Source organism: Methylobacterium sp. FW306-05-D (assembly GCF_058782155.1).
The window spans coordinates 1-17,685 of record NZ_JBYSXL010000083.1 but is presented as its reverse complement, the minus strand read 5'-3'; the positions used below and the strand labels follow the sequence as shown (position 1 = coordinate 17,685).

The 17,685-nt window shown below is 73.5% G+C and carries 14 protein-coding genes and 1 pseudogene; 6 read left to right on the top strand and 9 right to left on the bottom strand.

Annotation, left to right across the window (positions count from 1 at the left end; genetic code table 11):
• Nucleotides 1–747: 747 nt before the first annotated feature.
• Both AC3WLN_RS20525 and AC3WLN_RS20520 read left to right on the top strand, forming a co-directional pair.
• A complete protein-coding gene (locus AC3WLN_RS20525; RefSeq protein ID WP_492484353.1) occupies nucleotides 748–2,502 on the top strand; it encodes a type I secretion system permease/ATPase in 1,755 nt (584 codons plus the stop codon).
• The gene (locus AC3WLN_RS20520; protein ID WP_492484355.1) at nucleotides 2,502–3,851 is read left to right on the top strand and encodes an HlyD family type I secretion periplasmic adaptor subunit; all 1,350 of its coding nucleotides are present in this window, start codon (nucleotides 2,502–2,504) and stop codon (nucleotides 3,849–3,851) included. Before AC3WLN_RS20525 ends, AC3WLN_RS20520 begins: the two co-directional genes overlap by 1 nt.
• A gap of 100 nt (nucleotides 3,852–3,951) precedes the next feature.
• On the opposite strand, the gene AC3WLN_RS20515 is transcribed toward AC3WLN_RS20520, so the two are convergent.
• Nucleotides 3,952–4,080 (bottom strand): hypothetical protein, encoded by a 129-nt coding sequence (locus AC3WLN_RS20515; protein ID WP_463778410.1) that lies wholly within the window; start codon nucleotides 4,078–4,080, stop codon nucleotides 3,952–3,954.
• Between the two features lie 341 nt (nucleotides 4,081–4,421).
• Between AC3WLN_RS20515 and AC3WLN_RS20510 the strand changes: the two genes are divergently transcribed.
• Nucleotides 4,422–4,643, top strand: coding sequence for a DUF6894 family protein (locus AC3WLN_RS20510; RefSeq protein ID WP_463778408.1), 222 nt, complete (start codon nucleotides 4,422–4,424; stop codon nucleotides 4,641–4,643).
• A 240-nt stretch (nucleotides 4,644–4,883) separates the two neighbouring features.
• Here AC3WLN_RS20510 and AC3WLN_RS20505 read toward each other — a convergent pair whose 3' ends face one another.
• The 5 genes from AC3WLN_RS20505 to AC3WLN_RS20485 form a co-directional block, all read right to left on the bottom strand.
• Nucleotides 4,884–5,756 (bottom strand): alpha/beta hydrolase, encoded by an 873-nt coding sequence (locus AC3WLN_RS20505; protein WP_492484351.1) that lies wholly within the window; start codon nucleotides 5,754–5,756, stop codon nucleotides 4,884–4,886.
• Nucleotides 5,746–6,663 (bottom strand): polysaccharide deacetylase family protein, encoded by a 918-nt coding sequence (locus AC3WLN_RS20500; protein WP_492484349.1) that lies wholly within the window; start codon nucleotides 6,661–6,663, stop codon nucleotides 5,746–5,748. The genes AC3WLN_RS20505 and AC3WLN_RS20500 overlap by 11 nt, the downstream gene beginning before the upstream one ends.
• Before the next feature lie 70 nt (nucleotides 6,664–6,733).
• On the bottom strand, nucleotides 6,734–7,513 hold the full coding sequence (locus AC3WLN_RS20495) for an ABC transporter ATP-binding protein (protein ID WP_492484347.1): 780 nt from the start codon (nucleotides 7,511–7,513) through the stop codon (nucleotides 6,734–6,736).
• On the bottom strand, nucleotides 7,506–8,357 hold the full coding sequence (locus tag AC3WLN_RS20490) for an ABC transporter permease (RefSeq protein ID WP_492484345.1): 852 nt from the start codon (nucleotides 8,355–8,357) through the stop codon (nucleotides 7,506–7,508). Before AC3WLN_RS20490 ends, AC3WLN_RS20495 begins: the two co-directional genes overlap by 8 nt.
• A complete protein-coding gene (locus tag AC3WLN_RS20485; protein ID WP_492484343.1) occupies nucleotides 8,354–9,313 on the bottom strand; it encodes an ABC transporter substrate-binding protein in 960 nt (319 codons plus the stop codon). Before AC3WLN_RS20485 ends, AC3WLN_RS20490 begins: the two co-directional genes overlap by 4 nt.
• A gap of 125 nt (nucleotides 9,314–9,438) precedes the next feature.
• Between AC3WLN_RS20485 and AC3WLN_RS20480 the strand changes: the two genes are divergently transcribed.
• Nucleotides 9,439–10,347 carry a LysR family transcriptional regulator gene (locus tag AC3WLN_RS20480; protein ID WP_492484341.1) on the top strand — a complete coding sequence of 303 codons (909 nt, stop codon included), beginning with the start codon at nucleotides 9,439–9,441 and terminating at the stop codon, nucleotides 10,345–10,347.
• Between the two features lie 73 nt (nucleotides 10,348–10,420).
• Nucleotides 10,421–11,593, top strand: coding sequence for a hypothetical protein (locus AC3WLN_RS20475; protein WP_492484339.1), 1,173 nt, complete (start codon nucleotides 10,421–10,423; stop codon nucleotides 11,591–11,593).
• A 67-nt stretch (nucleotides 11,594–11,660) separates the two neighbouring features.
• Here the strand turns inward: AC3WLN_RS20475 and AC3WLN_RS20470 are convergent, their stop codons facing one another.
• The gene (locus AC3WLN_RS20470) at nucleotides 11,661–12,881 is read right to left on the bottom strand and encodes a GGDEF domain-containing protein (RefSeq protein ID WP_492484337.1); all 1,221 of its coding nucleotides are present in this window, start codon (nucleotides 12,879–12,881) and stop codon (nucleotides 11,661–11,663) included.
• A 369-nt stretch (nucleotides 12,882–13,250) separates the two neighbouring features.
• On the opposite strand from AC3WLN_RS20470, the gene AC3WLN_RS20465 reads away from it, so the two are divergent.
• Complete coding sequence (locus tag AC3WLN_RS20465; protein WP_492484335.1) at nucleotides 13,251–13,946, top strand: OmpW/AlkL family protein; 696 nt, start codon at nucleotides 13,251–13,253, stop codon at nucleotides 13,944–13,946.
• Nucleotides 13,947–13,965: 19 nt separating this feature from the next.
• On the opposite strand, the gene AC3WLN_RS20460 is transcribed toward AC3WLN_RS20465, so the two are convergent.
• Together AC3WLN_RS20460 and AC3WLN_RS20455 are read right to left on the bottom strand one after the other, a co-directional pair.
• Nucleotides 13,966–17,418, bottom strand: coding sequence for an AAA family ATPase (locus AC3WLN_RS20460; protein WP_492484333.1), 3,453 nt, complete (start codon nucleotides 17,416–17,418; stop codon nucleotides 13,966–13,968).
• A gap of 21 nt (nucleotides 17,419–17,439) precedes the next feature.
• A pseudogene (locus tag AC3WLN_RS20455) lies at nucleotides 17,440–17,685 on the bottom strand (metallophosphoesterase family protein); the annotation flags it as partial.

The window sequence follows — 17,685 nt, the reverse complement described above, 5'->3', positions numbered from 1 at the left end:
ATCCCCCTCACAGGGGATCCGCAAGAGCAAATACGCCGCCCACGCTTCTCTTTCTCAGATTCACTTGTCAAAGAACATGGCCCGGATGGAACCCATCCGACCCGGCACCCTCACAGACAAAAACAGTTGGTCATCCAGCTCTTTGCCGGATCCCCACCCGATCATCTCTCTGTAGAAGCGCCAGCGAGCCGCCAACCCCGTTGGCCGCCGCCGATGGGCCGGGGTATACGGACGCGCTCGGGGCCCGTCAACACCCAACATCACATTTTTAAGACGCCCATGCGGATTCCGCCGTCGCGGCCCGGTCGACGGCCGGGCTCGCTCAGGAGCGATCCTGAGATCTATCCTGGCACGGGCCCCTCCCGCGGGCGAGGCCGGCACGCCCGCTGTCCACCGGGGATCGGTGCCGCCGGGCTCCGGGAACGGCCGGGGCGAAGCGCGATCCGATGCATTCGGCGGCTGCGACCGCGCCCGGATCATTCACGGCATCTTCACACGATTGCCACATCACTCTGGCAAGCGCGCAGCCTCGCCCCACCGAGACTTAGGGCTCTACGCCGTCCGGATACCGTCCGGTCTTCGGTCGGGTGATGGACATACCCTAATCTAGTGAAATACCCGCCGGGGATCGAGCGACAGCATCGAAACCCTTGCTTCAGAAACCCTTGCCTCAACTGTTTGGCTCGCTCAAACTACAGTCGTCGAGAGGGGCGGGCCCCGCCGGAACTGCCGGGAAGGAAGAGAATCGTGACGAAGGCCCGGGATTCGGCCGAGCTGGTCTCGGCACTGGCGCAGTGCCGGACGGCGTTCATCGGCGTGGCCGCCATGAGCGGGCTCGTGAACGTCCTCTACCTCACCGGCTCGTTCTTCATGCTCGAGGTCTACGACCGGGTCATCCCGAGCCGTTCGGTGCCGACGCTGATCGGCCTCTGCATCCTCGCCCTCGTGCTCTACGTTTTCCAGGGCCTCCTCGAGGCGCTGCGCTCGCGGGTCCTCGCCCGCATCGGCGCGGCCTTGGACGAATCCCTGAGCGGACGGGTCTTCGACATCGTGGTGCGCGCGCCGCTCAAGGGAGCCGCCCCCGGCGATGGCCTCCTGCCCCTGCGCGACCTCGACCAGCTGCGCGCCTTCCTCGGCGGGTCCGGCCCCTCCGCCTTCTTCGACCTTCCCTGGATGCCGATCTATCTCCTGATCTGCTTCCTGTTCCATCCCCTGATCGGCGTCGCCGCGCTGATCGGCGCGGCGGTGCTCGCCACCCTCGGCCTCCTCACCGATCGGGCCACGAAGCATCCGGCCCAGACCGCCACCGCCCACGGCCTGCGCCGCAACGGCCTCGCGGAGGCCGGCCGCCGCAACGCCGAGGTGCTGGCCGCGATGGGCATGCAGGGGCGCTTCGGCACCCGCTGGGCCCTGGCCAACCGCGACTACATGAACGCGCAGCAGCGCGCCTCCGACATCGCCGGCGGCTACGGCGCGGGCTCGAAGGTGTTCCGCACCGCCCTGCAATCCGGCGTTCTGGCCCTGGGCGCCTATCTCGTCATCAACGGCCAGGCCTCGGCCGGCATCATCATCGCCTCGTCGATCCTGGTGGCCCGGGCCCTCGCCCCGGCCGAGCTCGCCATCGCCAACTGGAAGGGCTTCGTGCAGGCCCGCCAGTCCTGGACCCGCCTGTCCGACCTCTTCGCCCGCATGCCCGCCGCCGCACAGCCCCATGCGCTGCCGGCGCCCACGCGCTCGCTCCAGGTCGAGGGCGTCAGCGTCGCCCCGCCCGGCACCCCGCGCCTCGTGGTCCAGGACGTCAGCTTCGCCCTCCAGGCCGGCCAGGGCCTCGGCATCATCGGCCCCTCCGCCTCGGGCAAGTCGAGCCTGGTGCGGGCCCTGGTGGGGGTCTGGCCGGCCGTGCGCGGCAAGGTCCGCCTCGACGGCGCCGCCCTCGACCAATGGTCGGCCGACGATCTCGGTCCGCATATCGGCTTCCTGCCCCAGGAGGTCGAGCTGTTCGCCGGCACGGTGGCGGAGAACATCGCCCGGTTCGATCCGCAGGCCCCCTCCGACGCGGTGATCGCGGCCGCCCGCGCGGCGGGCGTGCACGAGCTGATCCTGCGCCTGTCGGAGGGCTACGACACCCGGATCGGCGAAGGTGGCGCCGGCCTCTCCGCCGGCCAGCGCCAGCGGGTCGGCCTCGCCCGGGCACTCTACGACAATCCCTTCCTCGTCATCCTCGACGAGCCCAACGCCAATCTCGACGCCGAGGGGGAGAACGCCTTGACCCAGGCGATCATCGGGGTCCGGCGGCGCGGCGGCATCTGCGTCGTCATCGCCCACCGGCCGTCCGCCCTCAGCGCCGTCGATCTCATCCTGATGATGGCGGAGGGCCGCGCCCAAGCCTTCGGACCCAAGGACGAAGTCCTCAAGCGCGTGCTGCGCCCGGCCTCGGTCCCCGTCGAGACCCGCCCCGTGGACACGCGGGCCGCCCCCGGCGCCCTGCAGGAGAGCGCATGATGGCCCTCGCCCTCAGCCCGACCGACCTTCACCCCGCCCTCACGGCCCCGCGTCCGACCGCCCAGGGCTCGATCCGCCGCCACCTCGCCCTCAGCGTCGCCCTGGGCGCGGTGCTGGTGGTGGGCGTGGGCGGCTGGGCGACCTTCACCCAGATCTCCGGCGCCGTGATCGCGCCGGGCCAGCTGGTGGTCGAGTCCGACGTCAAGAAGGTGCAGCATCCCACCGGCGGCGTCGTCGGCGAGCTGCGGGTGCGCGAGGGCATGCGCGTCAAGGCCGGCGACATCCTGATCCGCCTCGACGAGACCCAGACCCGGGCCAATCTCGACATCATCCTGAAGGCGCTGGACGAACTCGCCGCCCGGCGCGCCCGCGACGAGGCCGAGCGCGACGGCGCCGCCGCCATCACCTTCCCGCCCGAATTGCTGGCCCGCAAGGACGGCGACCCGGCCGTGGCGCACCTGATCGAGGGCGAGACCCGGCTGTTCAACGCCCGCGTGGCCGGGCGCGAGGGCCAGAAGGCGCAGCTGCGCGAGCGGGTCCAGCAATTGCGCGAGGAGATCAAGGGCCTGACCGAGCAGGTCGCGGCCAAGGCCCGCGAGGTCGGCTTCATCACCGGCGAGCTGCAGGGCGTGCGCGAACTCTACGCCAAGAACCTGGTGCCGCTGGCCCGGGTCAACGCCCTGGAGCGCGACGCCGCCCGCCTCGACGGCGAGCGCGGCCAGCTCCTGGCCTCGACGGCCTCGGCCCGCGGCAAGATCGCCGAGACCGAGCTGCAGATCCTGCAGATCGACGGCGACATGCGCACCGAGACCGGCAAGGACCTGGCCGAGATCCGCGGCAAGTGGTCGGAATACATCGAGAAGCGCGTCGCCGCCGAGGACCAGCTCAAGCGCGTCGACATGCGCGCGCCGCAATCGGGCACGGTGCATCAGATGACGGTGCACACGATCGGCGGCCTGGTGACGCCCTCCGAGCCCGCCATGCTGATCGTGCCGGAGGCGGACCAGCTCGCGGTGGAGGTCAAGATCCAGCCGCAGGACATCGACAACGTCCGCCTCGACCAGGCGGCGGTGCTGCGCTTCTCGGCCTTCAACCAGCGCACCACCCCCGAGATCGACGGGGTGGTGTCGCGGGTCTCGGCCGACGTCACCGCGGACCCGAAGACCGGCATGAGCTACTATACCGCCCGCATCCGGGTGCCGGAGGACCAGAAGGAGCGCCTCGGCACGGTTCGCCTGGTGCCGGGCATGCCCGTCGAGACCTTCATGCAGCTCGGCAACCGCTCGGTGCTCAGCTACCTCACCAAGCCGCTGACCGACCAGATCGCCAAGGCCTGGCGCGAGAAGTAGGCGCCAGGCGGCGGGCCCGGCTCGCGGGGACATTCCGGTCCCGGCCCGCCCGCGGGCCGGAAGGCGCGCCGGAGCGATCGGAGATCCGGCTCCGCCGCGATCAGCAGGCCGGCTGGGCCACGGGCCCGAGGCAGCGCAGGACGGTCCGGATATGGACGCGGAGCGCCAGGATCCGCTCGGAAAGCGGCGCGTCGTCCGAACCAGCAGACTGCCCTTCGGGCTCGGTCATCGATCAGCCTTTCCAGATATCGCCGGACATTTTGCAGTGCAATAAAATCAAAAAGTATTATTGCCCTTGGGATGTCAAGACCTGCTTCTAGCTAAATTGCGCATCGCAATCATCGGCGGCATCGTCTTCGAACGGGACGCCGCTTCTACCTGTCGCAACTTGAGACCGGACGACGACATCCTGCGCTGAGGACGACGCAGCATGGATCCGGACGGCCGAGCGCCAGCGAACCGCGACGGAGGCCTCGTCCCGACCGGCCCAGGGCGGACCGGGCGGCAGGCCGGCGGAAGCGGCGGCGTCGCACTCCGGCATCGCCCTGCGTTCCGAGGCCCGTTTCCCCGATGCGCTTCCACTTCGACCTGACCGATGGCCGGACCACGATGCCCGATACGACGGGGGCCGAGGCGGCCGACCTCGCGGAAGCCATCGCCCAGGCCGCCCTGGTGCTCGAGGAACTTCGCAAGGGCGGCGAACTGATCCATGTCGATGACGCCTGGGACCTCGTGATCCGGGATGCGGACGGACGGGACCTGCACCGCATGCCGGTCGCGCCGAGGGCATGAGCGTTCGTCGCCGAGGCTCTGCCGCTTCGCCCGGGTCGCGCATCAACGGTCCGTGCATCGGACCAGCGTTCCAAAATTCCGTGCCTGGCGGTTCCGAGCCGCGTCCGGAAACCCTGCCCGGAGCGGTCCCGCCCGGGCGGCGAGGCTCCTGCGCGGTCCGCCCCGCACGATGTCCCCGTCCGGAGGTGGGGACCGACCCCTCCGGGGGCCAGTTTCGGGCTGGATCGGCTTCGGGCCGGGTCAGCTTCGGGCCAAGTCGGCGGCGAGACGGGCGAGGCGCCCGTCCGGATGCGCCAGGGTCTCGAGGATCGAGAAATGGTTGGTCCCGTCGAGACCGATGCAGCGGGTCTCCGCATCCGCGGCCGCGCGCGCGGCCGCGTAGTCCAGGGACTGGCGCCGGAGTTCGGGCAATTCGTCGGTCCCGTAGGCGAGGACCAGCGGGGCCTGGCGGCGGGGTGGCCGGCGGATCGGCGACAGCGCCTCGACCTCCCCGGGCGTGAGACGGAGCGCGTCGTCGAGGGAGGTCCGGCGGATCGGCGCGAGGTCGTAGATCCCGCTGATCGCGAGGCCCGCATCGGCGTCCGGCCCGTCCAGCGCCAGGGCGGCGAGATGGCCGCCCGCGGACCAGCCGGAGACCACGAGGCGGCGTCGGCCGAGGCCGGCGGCCGCGTCGCGGGCCCGCAGGCAGCGCAGGGCCGCCCGGATCTCGTCCGCGATCCGGGTCAGCGAGGCCTCGGGCGCCAGGGTGTAGCCGATCAGGGCCACGTCGAGGCCGAGGGCGAGCGGTCCCTCCGCCAGGCAGGCGAAGCCCTCCTTGGCGTTGCGCTGCCAGTAGCCGCCATGGATGAAGGCCAGCAGCGGCGCGCCGGCGCGTCCGCAGGCGAACAGGTCGATCCGGTTGCGCGGACCGGCGGCGTGGGGCGGACCCGGATCGTAGGGCAGGTCGAGGATGTGGCCCGGCCGCGCCCGGAAGGCGGCGCTGCGGGCCCGCCAGTCGGCGAGGCGGGCGGCGCTGTCGGCCACCGCCCCGGAATTGTCGTAGGCCCGGCTCAACGCCGCGCGGTCGAGGTCGCGCCCGTCCGCCCGGGGGGCCGCTTCGGTCTCAAGCCTCATCGCCGGTGCCCCGGTACCAGTCCACGAGGTCGCCGCCTTGCGCGAACCAGACGTCGCCGCGGGCGAGCAGCGCGTCGAGGAGACGCTCCAGCAGCCCGATGCGGTGCGGCACGCCGGTGATGTAGGGATGGACGGCGAACCCCATCACCTTGGCGCCGCCCAGCGGCCCGTCCCCGGCCGCCTCCGCGGCGAGGCGCGCGACCTGGGTGAGCGCCCGGTCCACGAATTCCTCGGCCCGGTGGTGCTGGATCGCCAGCAGGGGGATGTCGTTCAGCTCCACCGAGTAGGGCAGGGCGATGAGCGGGCGGGTCGCGGTGGCGATGCGGCTCGGCCGGTCGTCCACCACCCAGTCGCCGACATAGTCGAGGCCGGCGGCGGCGAGGTGGTCCGGGGTGTCGAGGGTCTCGGTGAGGCCGGGCCCCAGCCAGCCGCGCGGGTCGGCCCCGGTCACGGCCCGGATCGCCGCGAGGGTGCGGGCGATCATCGCCGGCTCGTCCGCGATACGGTGGGTCGGCACCTGGTGGAAGCCGTGGCCCATGAACTCCCAGCCGGCGGCGTGCGCGGCCTGCGCCACTTGCGGGTAGGCTTGGCAGACCGAGCCGTTGATCGAGAGGGTCGGGCGGATGCCGCGGGCCGCGAAGGCCGCGAGGAAGCGCCAGAACCCGACCCGCATGCCGTATTCGTGCCAGCCCCAGTTGGCGAGATCGGGCAGCAGGGGGGCACCCGTCGGCGCCACCAGGATCTGGCGCGGCATCGGGTTGTCGATGAGCCAGTGCTCGACGTTCACCACCGGCCAGATCGCCACGTGCTTGCCGTCCGGCAGGGCGAGGCGCGGCCGGTCGATGGCGGCCCGGTAGGCGAGCCGCCGCTCGGGCCGGCGGGGGTCGGAGACATCCGGTTCGGTCATGGGAATTCGCAGCCGTGTGCGCGGGGCCTTCCCTCCCCCCTCTGTGGGGGAGGGTGGTGCGTCGTGAGCGTCACGCCGCCACCCGGCCGTGGTGGCTGTGGAGCTGGGCCGAGAGCATCCGGCGGATGTCGTTGAAGGCCGGGCTCGAGACGTCGCGGCGCCGGGGCAGGGTGATGTCGTGCACGGCGTCGATCCGGCCGGGGCTCGGCGACATCACCACGACGCGGTCGGCGAGGAAGATCGCCTCCTCGATGGCGTGGGTGACGAACAGGACGGTGAGGCCGGTGCGGCTCCACAGGTCGAGGAGCTCGTCCTGCAGGCGCTCGCGGGTCATGGCGTCCAGGGCCCCGAAGGGCTCGTCCATCAGCACCATCTCGGCCTCGTTGGCGAGCACCCGGGCGATGGCGACGCGCTGCTTCATGCCGCCCGAGAGCTGGTGGGGATGCGCGTCCGCGAAGGCGCCCAGGCCCACGAGGTCGATGTAGCGGGCCACCGTGTCGCGGATCTCGGGCGCGGGGCGCTGGCGGGATTTCGGGCCGAAGCCGATGTTGTCGCGCACCGAGAGCCAGGGGAACAGGCCGTAATCCTGGAACACCATGCCGCGCGACGGGTCGGGGCCCGCGATGGGCTTGCCCCACATGCACGCTTCGCCGGAGGAGGGCGCCTCGAAGCCGGCGGTGATGCGCAGCAGGGTGGACTTGCCGCAGCCCGAGGCGCCGAGCAGGCAGACGAACTCGCCCCGCTTCACCGTGAGGTTGGCGCCCTTCAGGGCGGTGACCGTCCTGCCCTGGACCGCGAAGGTCTTGCCGACGTCGCGGATCTCGAGAATCGGGAGCGTCGGATCACCCATGCGACGGACTCCAGGCCAGGAGGCGGCGGCCGATCAGCATGACGATCCGGTCCGACAGGAAGCCGGCGACGCCGATGACGATCATGCCGCAGATGACGATCTCGGTGCGCGAGAGCTGGCGCGCCTCCATGATGATGGCGCCGAGGCCCGTCTGCACGCCGGTCATCTCGCCGACCACGATGACCACCCAGGCGAAGCCGAGACCGAGGCGCAGGCCCGTGAAGATCGACGGCAGGGCGGCGGGCAGGACCACCCGGGCGAACTGGGCCGAGCCCCGGCAGCCGAGCATGCTGGCCGCCTCAAACAGGCGCGGCTCCACCGAGCGCACCCCGAAGACGGTGTTGACGAGGATGGGGTAGAACGCCCCGAGGAAGACGAGGAAGTAGGCCGAGCGCGGGCCGAGGCCGAACAGGATCATCGCCAGCGGCAGCCAGGCGGTGACGGGGACGGGCCGCAGGATCTGGAAGGTCGGGTCGAGGAGCTGGCGCATCAGCGGCACCCGGCCGATGAGGAGGCCGAGCGGCAGCGCGCAGAGCACCGCCAGGGCGAAGCCTCCATAGACCCGCGACAGCGAGGCGGCGAGATGGGTCAGCAGGGTGGCGCTGAAGGCGTCGTCGTTGATGCCCCCGACCGCGAGGTCGACGAGCGCCGTCCCGACCTCGGCGGGCGGCGGGATCAGGCTGTAGGGCCGCCCCGTGGTGAGGAGATGCCAGACGAGGGCGAGCAGGGCCGGGATCGCGAGCGCCAGGGCCGCCTCGCGCAGGCGCGCCCAGGGGATTGCCAGGCGCGGGCGGGGCGGGGCCGCCGGCACGGGCGCCGCCGCGGCGGCCGGCGCGGTGCTCACGCGTCCCTCATGGCATCGACGAAGCGGGTGTCGATGAAGGTCGAGAAATCGGGCAGGCGCTTGATCTGCTTGAGGGCCAGCATGCGGTCGGCATAGACCTTGGCCTGGGCGATCTCGGTCTGCCCCAGCTTCCACTTCAGCTCGACGTTGGGGGCGGAGAGTTCCAGGGCCTCGCGCTTCTGCCCGAGCTTGGCCACCGCCATGGCGATCATCGCCTCGCGATTCCCCTGCGCGTAATCGGTGGCCTTGCGGTGGATCTCCAGCATGGTGCGCACGATCTCGGGCCGCTGCGCGGTGGTGTCGGCGTGCGCGCCGAACACCATGTTGAGGGCGCCCATCTCGGTGCCGTAGGGATACTCGACGAGGCTGCCGACGCCGCTGGCCAGGCTCACGCCCGGAGCCGGCTCGGCGCCCACATAGGCGTCGATGTCGCCGCGCGCCAGCGCGATGTGCATCTCCGAGAACGAGATCCGCACGGGCGTGATGTCCTTCACGCTCATCCCCTCCTGGCGCAGGCGCTCCAGGGCGAAGACCTCCTGGGTCGAGCCCGGCCAGAGCGCGACGCGCTTGCCCTTGAGGTCCTTGAGGGTGGCGATGCCCGCATCCTTCTTGGCGATGATCGCCATGCCGCGGTTGCAGGTCGAGGCGATGATGACGAGGGGTTCGCCGGCGGCCGCCCCGAGGGTGCCGGCGGCGATGCCGAAGGTTCCGAAATCCACCGACTTCGTCACCACCGCGTTCTTGCACTCGGTGGGGCTCTCGAAGGGCACGACCTCGACCGTGAAGCCCGCCGGGGTGAACTGCGCGTAGAAATGCGGGGCGATCGAGTGGATCAGCTTCAGGGAGCCCATCCGGATCACCGTGGGACCTTGGGCACGGGCCGGGCGGGGCAGGCCGAGGGGGGCGGCCAGGAGGCCGGCGCCGAGGCCGGCCAGGAGGGTGCGACGGCGGATCATGGGCGGGCTCCGGACAGCGATTCTCCCCGTCGACGCTAGGACGCGCCCGTGTTGCACACGAGTGCTGTTTGTTGACTGGCCCGTTGCCCTTCAGGCAACAGTACGGGGCGCGGCGGACCCGGACGATGAAGCACCTACGCATCCTCACCTACGTGGCCGAAGTGGCCCGGCACGGGGCGATCCGCCGGGCGGCGGAGCGGCTCAACATCACGCCCTCCGCCCTGACCCGGCAGATCCAGGACCTCGAATACGAGCTCGGCACGCCGATCTTCGAGCGGGTGGCCCAGGGCATGCGCCTCAACGCGGCCGGCGAGCTGCTGGTGCGCCACATCCGCGACCAGCGCGCCGACCTGGAGCGGGTGCGCTCGCAGATCGCCGACCTGTCCGGCGTCCGGCGCGGCCACGTGGCGCTGGCCTGCAGCCAGGCCTTCGTGAACCACGTGGTGCCGGACGAGGTCGAGGCCTACCGGGCGCAGTTCCCGCAGGTGACCTTCACCGTGCAGGTGCGCGACCACGTCCAGGCGGTGGCGGCGCTGGCGCAGTTCGAGGCCGACCTCGCCCTGGTGCTGCAGCCGCCGCCCTCGGCGGACATGCAGGTGCTGTTCTCCTGTCGCCAGACGCTGTGCGCCCTGGTGCGGGCCGAGCATCCCCTCGCCGCGGAGGCCGGACCGGTGCGCCTGCGCGACTGCCTCGCCTACCCGATGGCGCTGCCGGACCGCTCGCTCGCCATCCGCCACCATGTCGACGACGCCCTCGCCCGGCGCGGCACCCCGGTGAACGCGGTCATCGAGTCGAGTTCGCTGGAATTCCTGCGCAACCTCGTCCTGCGCGAGGACGCGGTCAGCCTGCAGGTGCCGAGCGGCATCCCCGACGATCCCCGCCTGCGCTCCCGGCCCATCGACGGGCGCGACCTCGCCCCGATGGCGCTGATCCTGGCGCAGCTGCGCGGCCGCACCCTGCCGGTGGCGACCGCGAAGTTCGCCGACCGCTTCGCCAGCAGCCTGCACCGGCGCTACGGCGTCGCGGCCCCCTGAGGGCGGATGCGAGGCTGCGGGCGCCCCGCCGCATCCCCACCTGGGGGCCGGGGCACCGAGACGGAGGGGGGTGATGAAGCGGAGACGCGCGGCCGCGGGCTGGATCGGCCTCCTGGCGAGCGGGGCGGCCCTGGCGGTGGCGGCGGCGCCCGTGCTCGCGCCGGCCTACCGCGCCGGCCGTCTCCTCGCGGCGGCCGAGGATCCCGGCGCCCTGGCGGAGATCCGCCTGGAGCGCGCGGCCACGCCGGAGCGCCTGGAGGCCGGCCTCGATGCCGCGCTCGCGGCGGAGGACGAGGACCTGGCCTCGAGCTTCCTGGCGCTGGCCGAGGCGCGCGGCCTGCCCGTCGACCCCGCCCGGCGGGGGCGGGTGGAGGCCCTGACGCAGGGGCGCGGCCTCCGCGCCGCGCGGGATTTCGCCCGCGGGGCCGTCTCGGGCGAGGCGGAGGGAACGGCGGGCCTCGCCGGGTCGCTCGCCGCCGACGTCTCCGGAATCGGCGACCTGCGCGACCTCCTGCGCGAGGGCGGGCGCTACGCCCGCGCCGAGCCCTACGATCCGCTCCTCCTCGGGATGGCCCTGGTCGGCCTGCCGCTCACCCTCGCCACCTGGACGGCCGGGGCGGGGGCAGGCCCGCGCGCGGGCCTGACCGTGCTGAAGGCGGCCCGGCGCGGCGGCCGGCTCTCGCCCGCGCTCGCCGCGAACCTCGGCCGCACGGTGCGGGCCGGCCTCGACGGGGAGGCCCTGGGCCGCGCGGTCGGCGCCTCCGCCCGCCTCGACCTCGCCGGTGCCCGGACGGCCGCGGGCCTCGCCATCCGTCCCGGCACGGTGGCGCGCCTCACGACCCTCGCGGGCGATGCCCTCGTCCTCGGCCGCCGCACCGGCCAGCGCGGGGTGATGCAGGTGCTCGGCCTCGCCCGGGACCCCGTCGACGTCGCCCGCGCGGTCCGCCTCAGCGAGCGCCTCGGCCCCCGCACCCGCGCCGCCCTCGCGCTTCTCGGGCGCGGCGCGCTCGCCCTCGGCGCCGGCCTCACGGCCCTCGCGAGCGCCCTGCTGGCCGGCCTTGCCTGGTGCTTCGGCCTCGCCCTGTTCTGCCGCCGCCTCGGACTGCTGATCGGCCGCCTGGTCTGGCGCCGTCCCGGGCGCAGGCGGCCCGCCCGGGAGGGGACGGGGCGGTCCGGGCCGGAGGACGCCGACGCCGCATGTCCGTCGGCAGCGCCGAATGCCGGACCGAGGGCCGGAGCCCGATGAAGGGCCTGGCGACGGGGTCCGGCCCGAACCGTCACGGCCTCGCCAGCAGGCCCGCGGGGCGGCCGCCTCAGGCCGCGCGAAGGCCGTCGAGGACCGCTTCGTGCGCCGGCGCCGATGCGTCGGCCGGCCTCACGGCCGCGGGCGCCCGGCAGACGCGGTTCCGCCCCTGGGCCTTGGCCTCGTAGAGCCCGGCATCGGCCTGTCGCGTCGCGTCCTCGAAACTCCCGGCCTCCGGGGACATCATGGCGGCCCCGAGGCTCACGGTCACCGGGAGGGGCCCGGCCGGGAGGGGAAACGACGGATCGGCGATGCAGGCCCGCAGCCGTTCGGCCACGCCGAGGAGTTCGTTCATGTCGATGCCCGGAAGCACCACGAGGAACTCCTCGCCGCCCCAGCGGGCGACCATGTCCGTCGACCTCAGCACGGCCGTCATCCGGGCCGCGAACGCCGACAGAACGAGGTCCCCGCCCTCGTGCCCGTGGCGGTCGTTGATGGCCTTGAAGTGGTCGATGTCGAGGATCAGCACGCCTCCCGACGGGCCGGGCCCGGGATGCGGGAAGCGGCGGCGCAGCATCGTCTGCAGGCCGCGGCGGTTGGACAGGCCGGTGAGCGGGTCCGTCTCGGCGAGGCGCAGGAGGGTGCGGTGGGCGCGCTCGGCGGCCATCGCGATGAAACCGAAGTAGAGGAACACCCCCATGACCTGATCCACGACCATGGAGACGCGCGCGCTCTCGGCCGAGGCGACGGGCAGGTCGGTTCCGACCAGCATCCCGATCGAGAGCAGGAAGACGAGGGCGTAGAACCCGAACGCCACGGTCTCGATGGACTGCGCCCAGAGCCGCCCGGCCCCCGCCGAGAGGCGCAGGGTCTCGGACGCGGCCAGGAGGGTCGGCACGAGGCAGCAGGCGAAGACCCCCGCGAGCGCCAGCCGGATGGAGAGGCCGAGGCCGAGGGCGACCGGATAGAAGACGCCCGGAAGGGCGGCGAGGGCGAGGCCGAGCCCGACCCGCACCGGCCGCCCGAAGAAGCTGCGCAGCCCGGTCCAAGCGAGAACGAGGCTCGCGCCGTAGAGCCAGTAGACGGCCACCGTGACGGGGATGGGGGGCAACTCGCCCGGCGGCACGCGCATCATGATGAGCGACCCCGCCATCGACGCGCCCATGGCGCCCATCCACTGCCAGAGATGGGTCTGCTGACGCTGGCTGAGGGCCATGACGAGGAAGACCACGACGTAGGCGCACCGGCTGGCCGCGCTGGCAAAGTGAAGCGTGTAGAGATCAAGCGTCATGAACCGATACGATCCCGACCAGGAGAGCCGCACAGCCTGGAACTACATGCCGCTCGCGGAGCTCTGTCATACCTGGACTAATTCATGAAATGGTGGCCGACCCGAGGATCCTGGATCATCCGGAGATATCGAACTCTTAATCTTGAAATCAGGCGGCTTTTTCAAAGACACCTGGATACACCGAAGACCATTCGCCAAAAATATTAAAGATGGCATAATGTTCGGTCATCAATGGTCTGTAAAAGGTTCGAGCCGATAGGATGTGGCTCCCGGAGCGGGAGACCGCGGGAGGCAGTTCCGGGCGGCCGTCCGCTCGGGGCGGCGAACCTCGACGCCACCGCGCGGCGCATCCCTCCGAGAGCAGATACCATGTCGGCGCTGACCCTACGCCCGATCCCGATCCTGGTCGGCCTCCTCGCCCTCGCGCCGTCCGCGGGGCCGGCCCCGGCGGCGGAGCCGTTCGAGCCGGGCGGGGCGAGGGCGATCGGCTCGGAGGACGTCGCGGGCCTTCGGGCCGGGGACTGGCTCGTCCGCGGCCGCCTGTCCGGGTCGATCCCCACGCAGCGCCGCTCGCAGATCGATCTCATCGGCGGGCGGATCGACACGCCGGCGGCCATCCTCCCGGACGCCGATCTCTCCTACTTCCTCACGGATCACGTCGCCGTCGAAATCCAGGCCGGCGCCGTCCGGACCCGCCCGAGCATCCGGGGCTCGCTGGCGGGCGACATCGCGATCGGATCGATCTGGAACGCGGCGGCGATGGGGCTCGTGCAGATCCACCTCCTGCCGGGCGCGCGCCTCAATCCCTATGTCGGCATCGGGGTCGCCGCCTCGACGCCCATCGCGATCACGCCGGCCAGGGGCATCCCGGACTTCAAGCTCAAGTCGCAGGTCAGCCCCGTGCTCCAGGCCGGGTTCGACTACCACCTGGGCGGCAACTGGTTCGCGAACGCCATGGTGAAGTACGTCTTCGTGCCAACGCAATCCTACGCGATCGGCGGCGTCAAGGTGGAGGCCGACCTGAACATGCTCATGGTGGGCGCGGGCCTCGGCTACCGGTTCTGATACCCGGTCCCGGACCGGATCAGAGGTCCAGCACGTCGACCGCATCCCCCAGCCGCGCCCGCGCCAGGTCCGCCACGTGGCGGTGGTGGGTGAACAGGATCGGCTGGATGGTGTCGCCCACCGCCGCCAGGGCCTCGAGGCCGTGGGCGGTGCGGGCGTCGTCGAAGGTGAGGAAGAGGTCGTCGCCGATGAACGGGGCGGGCTCGGCCCGGGCGGCGTAATCCTCCAGGTAGGCCAGCCGCAGGGCGAGGTAGAGCTGGTCGCGGGTGCCCTCGCTCAGGCCCTCCACGGGCACGAGCGCGCCCGTGGCGCGGAGCCCGGCGAGACGGGGGATGTCGGCGGCGTCGTAATCCTGCGCGAGGCCCGCGAAGGCGCCCCCGGTGAGCGCCCCGAACAGGGCGCCGGAGCGCGCGAGCAGCGGGTCCTGCTGGCCGGCCCGGTGGCGGCCGATGGCGGTGCCGAGCATCAGGCTGGCGAGCTTCAGCACGGCCCAGTTCCGGGCATGGGCCTGGAGTTCGGCTTCCGCCGCCTTGCGCTGGGCCAGCGCCAGTTCGGCGCCGATGCCGCCCTCGAGCTCGGCGCGCCGCCGCTCGTGCCGGTCGCGGTCGGCGAAGGCCAGCTTCCCCCGCTGGTCGAGGTCCTCTTCCTCCGCCGCGAGGTTGGCGAGCAGGCCCTCGATGTCGTCGCCGGTGAGCGCGGCGAGGTCCGCCCGGAGATCGGCCTCGGAGAGGCCGTCGGCGGCGCGGGCGAGCTCGGCCCGGCGCTCGGCGAGGTCCGCCTGGCAGGCCCGGCGCGCGGTGAGGCGCGCATGCAGGGCCTCCGGGTCGGTGCCGGGCGGCAGCCCCGCCGCCGGCCCCTCGCCCAGGAGGGCGGAGAGGTCGGCGCCCGCCGCCTGCGCCGCCCGGGCCGCCTGCGCCCGGGCCGCCTCGGCCGCGTCGCGCTGGCGCGCCAGCTCGGCCCGGCGGGTCTCGCCCTTGAGGGCGCTCTGCAGGCGGGTGTGCAGGGCCTTCATGGCGGCGGTGGGGGGCAGGGCGGCGAGGTCGGGCGCCACCGCTTGCGTCAGGCGCGCCACCGCCCCGCGATAGACCTCAATGTCGCGCGCGATGCCGTTGACCCGGCCGAGGCGGTTGTCGCGCTCGGACAGGGCCGCCGGGACCGCCCGCCAGGCGGCCAGGGCCGCCTCGGCCTCGTCCGGCACGGCCTCGACGGCGAGGCCGAGATCGGCGAGGGCGGGCCCCCAGGCCCTGCGCCAGGCGGCCTCGCGGGCCAGGGCCTCGGCGAGGGCCGCCTCCGTACGGGCGATCTGCTCGGCGGCGGTCTCGGCACGGGTCTTGGCCTCGCGGAACCCCTCCCAGCGCAGGGCGAGTTCGGCGACCCGGTCCTCGAGGCGGGCCAGCATCCGGCCGAGATCGAGACCGTCGAGGTCGGGCAGGCCCGCCCGCCGGCCGAGAGCGGTGAGCGGCGCCCGGCAGGCCTCGACCCGGGCGTCCATGCGAGCCTGCTCCAGCCGTGTCGTCTCCAGCCCCTGCGCGGAATCCTGCAGGGTCTCGACCTCGGTGAGCCAGGCGGCCATCTCGGCCGGGGCGGCGGGGTCGATCCCGCAGGGAGCCCAGACCGCGCGCCAGGCGGCGGCGCCCTCGGCGAGCCGCGCCTCGCAATCGGCGAGGGCCTCCTGCGCCGCGGCCGCCTCGGTCTGCTCGGCCTCCAGGCTGCGGGTGTCGGCGCCCTGCTCGGCGACCCGGGCGGCGTCGCTCACGAGGTCGTCGGCCACCCGGTCGGCGGCGGCCAGGGCCGCGCCGAAGCGGGCGAGCACGTCGGGGGCGCCGCCGGGCAGGTCGGCCAGGAGCGCGTCGCGGCGGGCGCGCAGGTCGAGGAGGTCCGCCACGCTGGGGATCGGCCGCCCGGCGGCGCGGGCCTGCAGGCGGGCGCGGCGCTGGGCGACGGCCCCCTGCGCCGCTGCCAGGCGGTCGGCGGCCCGGTCGCGCTCGCGCAGGGCGCCGTCGAGGGTGCGGCGGAAGCGGGCCACCGCCTCGGCCGAGGGCGGACGCCCCGCCGTGTAGGCGGCGAGGTCCGGGATCGGCGGGCTGAGGCGGCCGGCCTGGGCGCGGATCGAGGCCGCCTCGCGGGTGAGCGCGGCCTCGAGGTCGTCGCGCCGGTCGAGGTCGCGGCGCAGGCCCGCGAAGGCCTTGAGGTCGGCCCGCAGGGGCGCCGGATCGGCGACGAGGCCGGCCCCCGCCATCGCGCCGGCGAGGCGGTCCCGCTCGGCCGCGCGGGCGGCGAGGTCCTGGCGCAGGCGGGCCAGCGTGGCGGCGTCCTCGCGGCCGGCGCGGATCAGGCCCTCGATGCGGGTGCGGGCCGCATCCGAGGGCTGGCGGGCCCGCAGGGCCTCGGCATCGGGCAGGCCGATCCGGGCGGCGAGCTGGGCGAGCTCGCGCGCGAAGGCGTCGGCCTCGCCCTGGATGCGGGGCAGGTCGATGCCGCCCTTGTCGAAGCGGTCGGTGCCGCGGAACGCCTCCAGGATCTCGTCGGCCCGGGCGAGCACGCCCTCGTCCACCGGCACCTGCTCCAGGGCGAGGGCCGCCTCCGCGGCGGCGGCCTGGGTCCGGGTCGCGGCCTCCCCCGTCGCCTTCAGGGCCGCCAGGGCCTGGCCGAGGCGGTCGATCCAGGACTCCGGCACCGCGATCAGGCCGGGCTCGGCCTCGGCGCGGGCGGCGGCCGCATCGATGGCCTGGAGGAGCGGGCCGACCCGGCGCAGGCGGGTGAGCCGGGCCTGCTCGGCGGCGAGGCGCCCCCGCTCGGCCTTCAGGGCGGCGAGGGCCGTCCCGGCCGCCTCGATCTCGCCGTTGAGGTCGCGCCAGTCGCCGGCCCGGAGCTCTCCGGTGCGGATCGCCTTGCGGGCCTCGTCGTAGCGGGCGAGCGCCTGGTAGAAGGTCCGGCTCTGGGCGGCCCGCGGCATGAAGATGCCGGCAGCTTCCCCCTCCAGCTCGGCCTGGAGGCCGCTGTAGCCGCGCAGGCCCGAAGCGGCCGCGAACAGGCTGGCGCCGACCTCGCCCTCGGCATCCATCATCTCGACGGCGCCTGCCCGCAGGGCGCGGGCATCGAGGCCGAAGGCGCGGCAGAACACCTCGCGGGAGAGCCCGCCGAGGAAGGGCGCCAGGGCGTCCTCGGGCAGCGCCGCGTCGGCGGCGTCCACGAGGGTGTTCCGGTTGCCCTTGCGCCGCCGGAAGGCCAGGCGGCGTCCGTCGGCGGCGCGGATCTCGGCGCCGATCCGCATCTGCGGCATGTCGTGCAGGAAGTCGTAGCGGGTGCGGGTCTCGATGCCGAACAGGAGGTCGGTGACGGCGCTCAGCGCCGAGCTCTTGCCGGCCTCGTTGGCCCCCAGCACCACGTGCAGGCGCGCATCCGGCCGGAACGTGACCGTGCGGCCCGTGAAGGGGCCGTAGCGTTCGAGGGCGAGGGAGAGGAGACGCATCGGAACCTTGTGGGGGCGTGATCAGCAGGTCCGCCCGGAGAGGCGTCCCAGGATCACCGCCTCGGCCTCCGCGCAGAGGGCGTCGAGGTCGGCGGCGAGGTCGTCCTCGGCGGCCAGCCCCGCCGGCATCTTGGCGGCGATCTCGGCGAGCGCCGCCCGGGCACGGGCGCGGAAGTCCGGCTCGTGGTCCACCGCCGCCAGCAGGGTGGCGGGGTCGATGGCCGCGAAGGCCTCGGGGCGGGCCTCGGCGTCGGGCCGGCGGGGGCG